This is a genomic window from Nocardia sp. CC201C, assembly GCF_030010695.1.
In the GTDB taxonomy this organism is placed as follows: Bacteria; Actinomycetota; Actinomycetes; order Mycobacteriales; family Mycobacteriaceae; genus Nocardia; species Nocardia otitidiscaviarum.
The window spans coordinates 1-7,333 of sequence record NZ_JASCXP010000377.1 but is presented as its reverse complement, the minus strand read 5'-3'; the positions used below and the strand labels follow the sequence as shown (position 1 = coordinate 7,333).

At 67.9% G+C, this 7,333-nt stretch carries 9 protein-coding genes; all 9 read right to left on the bottom strand.

All coding sequences use genetic code 11. The features are described 5' to 3' along the window. Positions 1-358 (bottom strand): glycerate kinase (locus QK444_RS28975; protein ID WP_282785304.1); only part of this gene is annotated, 358 nt, incomplete at its 3' end. Positions 359-375: 17 nt separating this feature from the next. Further along, entirely contained in the window at positions 376-2,175 is a 1,800-nt protein-coding gene (gcl, locus tag QK444_RS28970; protein ID WP_282785303.1) for a glyoxylate carboligase, read from the bottom strand. After that, positions 2,172-3,047 (bottom strand): NAD(P)-dependent oxidoreductase, encoded by an 876-nt coding sequence (locus tag QK444_RS28965; protein WP_282785302.1) that lies wholly within the window; start codon positions 3,045-3,047, stop codon positions 2,172-2,174. Before QK444_RS28965 ends, gcl begins: the two co-directional genes overlap by 4 nt. Next, a complete protein-coding gene (locus tag QK444_RS28960; RefSeq protein ID WP_282785301.1) occupies positions 3,044-3,841 on the bottom strand; it encodes a TIM barrel protein in 798 nt (265 codons plus the stop codon). Before QK444_RS28960 ends, QK444_RS28965 begins: the two co-directional genes overlap by 4 nt. Beyond that, positions 3,838-4,218: a hypothetical protein gene (locus tag QK444_RS28955; protein WP_029932897.1), complete on the bottom strand. Its 381-nt coding sequence runs from the start codon at positions 4,216-4,218 to the stop codon at positions 3,838-3,840. Before QK444_RS28955 ends, QK444_RS28960 begins: the two co-directional genes overlap by 4 nt. A 125-nt stretch (positions 4,219-4,343) precedes the next feature. Then, on the bottom strand, positions 4,344-5,741 hold the full coding sequence (locus tag QK444_RS28950) for a nucleobase:cation symporter-2 family protein (RefSeq protein ID WP_282785300.1): 1,398 nt from the start codon (positions 5,739-5,741) through the stop codon (positions 4,344-4,346). 15 nt (positions 5,742-5,756) lie between these two features. After that, positions 5,757-6,662 (bottom strand): factor-independent urate hydroxylase, encoded by a 906-nt coding sequence (gene pucL, locus QK444_RS28945; protein WP_282785299.1) that lies wholly within the window; start codon positions 6,660-6,662, stop codon positions 5,757-5,759. A 5-nt stretch (positions 6,663-6,667) separates the two neighbouring features. Then, entirely contained in the window at positions 6,668-7,000 is a 333-nt protein-coding gene (gene uraH / locus QK444_RS28940; protein WP_282785298.1) for a hydroxyisourate hydrolase, read from the bottom strand. Next, the coding region (locus QK444_RS28935) for a 2-oxo-4-hydroxy-4-carboxy-5-ureidoimidazoline decarboxylase (RefSeq protein WP_282785297.1) at positions 6,997-7,333 on the bottom strand (337 nt) is incomplete at its 5' end. The genes uraH and QK444_RS28935, both read right to left, overlap by 4 nt.

Genomic DNA, 7,333 nt, shown 5'->3' with positions numbered 1-7,333 from the left:
TGCCCGCGCTGGTGGCGGTGAGGCTGGTGGTGGCGGTGGGCCGGTCGGGGAGCCGCCGCAGCCCGGACGCCTCGGCGAGTTCCACCACGGCCGTCTCGCCCCTCATCGCGAACGAGGCGGCCACTTGATCTCCGACCGGCCCGGTGACACCCGTCTGCAGACGGGCGAAACCCGCGGCCACCATGGCGTCCACGGTGCCGTCACCGCCGTCGGCCACCGGCGCGCTCACCACCGGGACCTCCGGGCGCACGCGCCGGAGCCCGGCCGCGATGTGCGCGGCGACCTGCGGGGCGGTCAGCGACCCCTTGAACTTGTCGGGGGCCAGCAGCACGTGGCCCTCCTGCCATCCTTTCCTCACCCCACCGCGCGGTTGGATCACACCGTGCTCCCGCTCGCTTCGTACTCCAGGGCGGCGATGGAGGTGGGCGCGTCATCCATCGAGCCGGCCAGCTCCTCGAACTCGTTGATGCTGTCGATCTCGAGGCCCATCGACACATTGGTGATGCGTTCGAGGATGACCTCCACCAGGACCGGCACCCGGTGCTCGGCCATCAGCTTCTTGGCGTCCTCGAGCGCCTGCCCGATGCGGTCGGGTTCGGAGACGCGAATGGCCTTGCAGCCCAGCCCCTCCGCCACCTTCAGGTGATCGACGCCGTAGCCGCCCACCTCGGGGCTGTTGATGTTGTCGAACGACAGTTGCACGTAGTAGTCCATATCGAACTGCCGCTGTGCCTGCCGGATCAGACCGAGGTAGGAGTTGTTCACCACCACGTGGATGTACGGGATGTTGAACTGCGCGCCGACCGCCAATTCCTCGATGAGGAACTGGAAGTCGTAGTCACCCGACAATGCGACCACCGGGGTGTCCGGGTCGGCGGTGGCCACCCCGAGCGCGGCGGGCAGGGTCCAGCCCAGCGGTCCGGCCTGGCCCGCGTTGATCCAGTGCCGCGGCTTGTACACGTGCAGCAGCTGCGCCGCCTGGATCTGCGACAGGCCGATGGTGGTGACGTAGCGGACATCCGACCCGAAGGCCCGGTTCATCTCCTGGTACACCCGCTGCGGTTTGATCGGCACCGCGTCGAAGTGCGTCTTGCGCAGCAGGGTGCGCTTGCGCTCGCGGCACTGCGCGGCCCAGTTCGACCGGTCCGGCAGCCGCCCGTCGGCGGCCATCTCCCGCGCCACCTCCAGGAACACCGTCAGCGCGGCCCCGGCGTCGGAGACGATGCCGTAGTCGGGGGCGAACACCCGTCCGATCTGCGTCGGCTCGATATCGACATGCACGAATGTGCGTCCACGCGTGTAGGTTTCGACGCCGCCGGTGTGACGGTTGGCCCACCGGTTGCCGATGCCCAGCACGAAATCCGATTCCAGCAGCGTGGCATTGGCGTAGCGGTGCGAGGTCTGCAAGCCCACCATGCCCGCGTGCAGCGGATGGTCGTCGGGGATGGTGCCCCAGCCCATCAGCGTCGGCACCACGGGAACGCCGGTCAGCTCGGCGAATTCGACGAGCAGCTCGGCGGCGTCGGCGTTGACCACGCCGCCGCCCGCCACCAGCAGCGGCTTCTCGGCGGCGGCCAGCATGGTGAGTGCCTTCTCCGCCTGCGCCCGGGTGGCGGTGGGATGGTGCACCGCCAGCGGCTCGTAGGTGTCGATGTCGAATTCGATCTCGGCCAGCTGCACATCGAGGGGCAGGTCGATGAGCACCGGGCCGGGCCGCCCGGAACGCATGAGTGCGAACGCCTTCTGCAAGGAGCCGGGCACCTGCGCGGGCTCCAGCACCGTCACCGCCCACTTGCACACCGGAGCGGCGATCGAGGCGATATCGACAGCCTGGAAGTCCTCCTTGTGCAGCTTCGCCACCGGAGCCTGGCCGGTGATGCACAGGATCGGAATGGAATCCGCACTGGCGGAATACAGTCCGGTGATCATATCGGTTCCGGCCGGGCCGGAGGTGCCGACGCAGATGCCGATGTTCCCGGCCCGGGCGCGGGTGTAGCCCTCGGCCATGTGCGAGGCCGCCTCCACGTGCCGGGCGAGCACGTGGCGGATGCCGCCGTGCGCCCGCATGGCGCTGTAGAAGGGATTGATGGCCGCGCCGGGCAGCCCGAAAGCCTGTGTCGCGCCTTCCTTCTCCAGGATCAGGACGGCCGCGTCCACGGTGCGCATCCGTGTCACGCCCGCCCCTTTCCGGCCAGCGCCTCGGCCACCAGCAGCAGGGCCGAGTGGTCCAGGGAGCCGTGGCCCATGGCGCGGGCGGCGGCGATGAGCTGCGCGGTCTGCGCGCCCATCGGGATCGGCACCTCGGCCTGGCGGGCGGCGGCCAGGATGATGCCCATATCCTTGTGGTGCAGGTCGATCCGGAAGCCCGGCGCGAAGCTGCGCTCCAGCATGGTCTTGCGCTTGAGTTCGAGGATGCGGCTGCCAGCCAGCCCACCCGCGAGCACGTCGAGGCCCTTCTCGGCATTCGCGCCCAGCGACTCCATGAGCAGGATGGCCTCGGCGATCAGGGCGTAGGTGCCGCCTACCACCAGCTGGTTGGCCGCCTTCACGACCTGACCGGACCCGTTCGGGCCGACCAGCTCGAAGGTCTTGCCCACCGTCTCGAAGATCGGTGTGGCGGTGGCGAAGTCGTCCTCGTTACCGCCGACCATGATGGACAGCGTGGCGTTCACCGCGCCGGGCTCACCGCCGGAGACCGGGGCGTCGAGCACCCGCAGACCGCGCTTGGCGCCCTCGGTGTAGGTCCACTCGGCGGTGCGCGGGGTGATGGTGGAGAAGTCGATGTAGAGGGTGCCCTCGGCGGCGTGCGCCAGGACCTCGGCGAACACCACCTCCACGTGCTCGTCCTGCGGCAGCATGGTGATGACGATGTCCTTGTCGCGCACCGTCTCCGCGATATCGCCGCCACCGGTCGCACCGACGGTGGTCAGCTTGTCGATGGCGGTGGGGTTGACATCGTAGACGGTGACATCGTGACCGGCCTGCACCAGATGCCCGGCCATCGGGCCGCCCATGATGCCCAGTCCGACGAATCCAATCTTGGTCACTTGATCCACTCCCAATCCAGTTCGGGGTCTTTGTATTCCAGGCCGATCCAGCCGTCGTAGCCGCTGGCGTCCAGGGCGGCGAACAGTCCGTCGAAGTCGAGGACGCCGCTGCCCGGCCGGCCGCGCCCCGGCGAGTCGGCGATCTGCACGTGGCCGATGTAGCGGCCCCAGGTGTCGATGACGGAGGTCAGGTTCTCGCCCATCCGGGCCAGGTGGTAGAGGTCGCAGAGGAAGCGCACGTTGGACTCGCCGACCTGTTCGATGACCCGCACCGCCTGGGCCGCGGAGACGATCGGATACGACTGCGACTCATAGGAGTTGAGTGCCTCGAGCAACACGGTCGCCCCGATGCGCTGGGCGGCGCGGGCGGCCAGGCCGAGGTTCTCCAGGGCCAGTTCGTCCTGCTTCTCCGCGTCCTCGCCGGGAATCCGATTGCCGTACAGGGCGTTCAGCGCCGTGCAGCCGGTGCGCTCGGCGATGCCGACCGCCACGTCGATATTGTCGCGGAATCGGGTCTCCTCCCCCGGCACCGAGACCAGACCGCGGCCCGCGGGAATGAGATCGATGAAGTTCAGGCCGACCAATTCCACCCCGGCGTCGCCGATGGCGCGCACGAAGGCGTCGATCTCCTTGTCGCCCGGGGTCGGATTCTCTCCGAACGGCCACCAGAATTCGACGCCGTCGAATCCGGCCGCCTTGGCCGCGGCGGGCCGTTCCAACAGCGGCAGGTCGGTGAAGAGAATCGAACAGTTGACGTCGAATTTCCGGGGCGAGCCTCCGGGTCCGTATTTCATTTCTTTCCCTCGCGATAAGTCGTCCAGCTGCCGAATTCGGTGATGTCGATCAGCTGCGGATAGGAAACGGGCGGACGGCGCAGCACCATGGACAGCACCGAACGGCCGTCCTCGAGTTCGATCACGCCGAGCTCCAGTTCCGGCGGTTCCGCCGGAAGCAGGCTGGTACGCAGCACCTCCATCGGCGCGTCGAACAATTCCCCGACAATCGGAGCGCCCCCGTCGGACACGGGGTGCAGGCCCGGGAACCGGTCGCCGACCGAATAGAACCGGTAGTGCGGCGCGGTTTTCACCTCACCCGCGAACGGTGCGCCCGCGAGCAGATGATTCAGCGGCCCACCACGCATGGCTCCGCCATTCAGGAAAATGAGAGGCATCGTGATTCCTTCCTCCCCCGATGACCGAAAGTATGTCCGGAGTCACACCGCCCGCGATAGGCCGATGAGCACCAAACATCCGAATCGATTCGGGGCTGTTTTCGTAGATTCGTCCAGCCGGGCGTTCAGTCCCGGATGTCGTCGTCGATTCGCTCGCCGAATCCGTCGCGTTCATCCGCCGCGGCGGCGAATACGGACGCGCCCGAGCGATTGCCGATGGTGATCTCGTTGAACAGGAGATTGAGCAGGACGGCGACGATGGCGGTGGCGCTGATGCCGGAGTGCATCACCACACCGATCCATTCCGGGAACGAGTCCCAGAATGTCGGGGCCGCAATGGGTATCACGCCGAAGGCGAGCGATACGGCCACGATCACCATGTTCAGGTTGTCCTCGTAGCACACCCGCGCCAGCATCCGAATGCCGCTGGCCGCAACGGAACCGAACAGCACCACGGCGGCACCGCCCAGCACCGCGTCCGGGATGGCGGCCACCACCGCGCCGATGACGGGCACCAGGCCCAACAGCATGAGCACCAAGCCGCCGGTGGCGACCACGAACCGGCTCTTGATGCCGGTCAGCGCCACCAGCCCCACATTCTGAGCGAAGGCGCTGCACGGGAAGCTGCCGAACAGCGGCGCGAAGGCCGAGGAGGCCATATCGGCGCGCAATCCGGCCGCCACCCGTTTGGTGTCGACCTCGGTGTCGAGGATCTCGCCGATGGCGAGGATGTCCGCGGTCGCCTCGGTCATGATCACCAGGATCACGATGGTCATGGCCACGATGGCCCCGACCTCGAAGGTCGGCGGGCCGAACGGGAACAGCGGCGGCAGGGCCACCAGCGGGCTGTCGCCGACGTCGGAGAAGTCGGCGCGACCGAGGACCACGGCCACCACGGTGCCCAGCACCAGGCCGATGAGGATCGACAGCCGCGATATCGCGCCCTGGAAGACCCGGCTGATCACCAGGATCACCAGCAGGGTCAGGCCCGCGAAACCGATATTGGACATAGACCCGTAGTCGGGTTGTCCCGGATCACCGCCCATCGCCCAGCGCAGTGCGACCGGCAGCAGCGACAGCCCGATCACCGTGATGATGGTGCCGGTCACCACCGCCGGGAAGAGGCGCACCAGATGCGCGAACACCGACGACAGCACCAGGCCGATCACACCGGCCACGATGATGGATCCGTAGACCGCGCTCAGACCGCCGCTCTCGGAGATGGCCACCATGGTGGAGACGCTCACGAACGACACGCCCTGCACGATGGGCAATCGGCTGCCGACCGGACCGATGCCCAGCGCCTGGAGCATGGTGGCCAGTCCGGACACGAACAGGCCCGCGGTGACCAGCAGCGCCATCTCCCCCGGCGACAGCCCGGCAGCACCGCCCACGATGAGCGGCGGCGCGATCACCCCGCCGTACATGGTCAGGATGTGCTGGGTGCCGTAGGCGAGAGTTGCCAGCGGCGGATAGGTCTCGTCCTCGGGACCCGCAGTACGGTTCTTGTTGAAGAGTTTCACGAAAGCATCACTTCCTCAACAGAATCCGGGTACGGCGAACCAGGCGGCCCCGGGATCGGAGGCGTCGTCGCGGTGCACGCTCGCCTCGATCAGCCCGTAGGGGCGATCGGCGGCGATGAACACCTCACCCGGGTTCTCCACGTGGAACGGGCTCAGGTCCACCAGGAAGTGGTGCTTGTTGGGCGCGGAGAACTTGATCTCGGCGACCTCCGGAAGCTGTTCCAGCACAGCGCGTCCCATGCTGTAGAGGGTCTGTTGCAGAGCGAGCGAGTGCACCGCCGCGAACTGCCGCAGCAGAATCGAGCGGATGGCGTCGAAGGATTTGTCCCAGTTCACGTCCAGGTGGTCGTAGCGCCACCGGGCCACCAGCGAGGTGGCCATGACGCGGTCCTTGGTGGGCCGCAGGGTGGTGTACTTGTCCTCGAAGAAGCCGTGGAATTCCGACCCCGTGGACTTGAACAGCACCAGATCCCGCAGCCCGGACACCACGTGGGTGCGCCGGTCCGGGCCGTAGCCGTCCATATTGACCACGGTGGTGCGCACCTCGGAGCTGCCGCGCACGAAAGCGTGATCGTGCTCCGCGCCGTCCACCGGTATGCGGTTCCAGGCGTACTCCTCGATCTCGATGCGCGCCCCGTCCGCACCGGGGGTGCGGGAGATGAAGTGGTCGGCCAGTACCAGCGCGAAGTCCTCGACCGCCTCCACCCCCTTCTCCTTGGCGAAGGCGAAGGCGGTGTTCTTCTGAGTGTCGGTCGGCAGCACATCCTTCTGGTCGCCGGTGATGTGCGCGTCGTCGAACCTGCCCCGCAGGGAGGTGGAGACGTTGAGGTCGCGGATCCGGTGCCGGTCGGTGTCGCGGTAGACGCGCACGATCCGGTTCTCGGCCTTCCCGTATTGGTTGGGGCCCAGCTGAATGGCCACGGTGATCAACTCCCTCTGTAGACGGAACAGGCGAAGGGGCTCAGCAGCAGCGGCACATGGTGGTGGCCGCTGTCGGCTGGGGTGAAGGTGATGTCGACGGCGGAGAGGAAGTAGTCCTGCCCGGTGGTCGCGGCGTAGTAGGCGACCCCGAAGACCAGCCGGTAGCCGCCGGGGTCCAGCCGGTCGAGCCCGAAATCGCGAATGCGGCCGTCGGAGTCGGTGACCGCGATGGCGAGCACTTCGGGGGTATCGCCGTCGACACGTTCCAGCCGCACGGGCACGCCGACGGCGGGCCGCCCCAGGGCGGTGTCGAGGACATGGGTGGTGACGGCGCTCATGCGGGCACCACCACCCGGCGCAGGCGCAGCAGCGCGATCTTGCGCAACTCCACCGCCACCACCGCGGCCTCGGTCTCCGGGTCGTTGCCCAGCCGCAGCAGCAGGGCCGCGAGTACCTCGGAGCTGGTCAGACCGGTGGCGCAGATGAGGAAGACGCGGCCGAAGCGCTTCTCGTACAGGCGGTTCGCCGAATGCAGGGCGGCGGCGGTCTCCACGTCGGCATCGATGCGGGACTGCTCCTCGCGGGACCAGGAGGCGCCGCGGCCGGGGCCGGCGGCGCGCTCGCCGATGCGCGGGTGGGCCTGTGTCTTATACACAACAGACGCTGCCGAC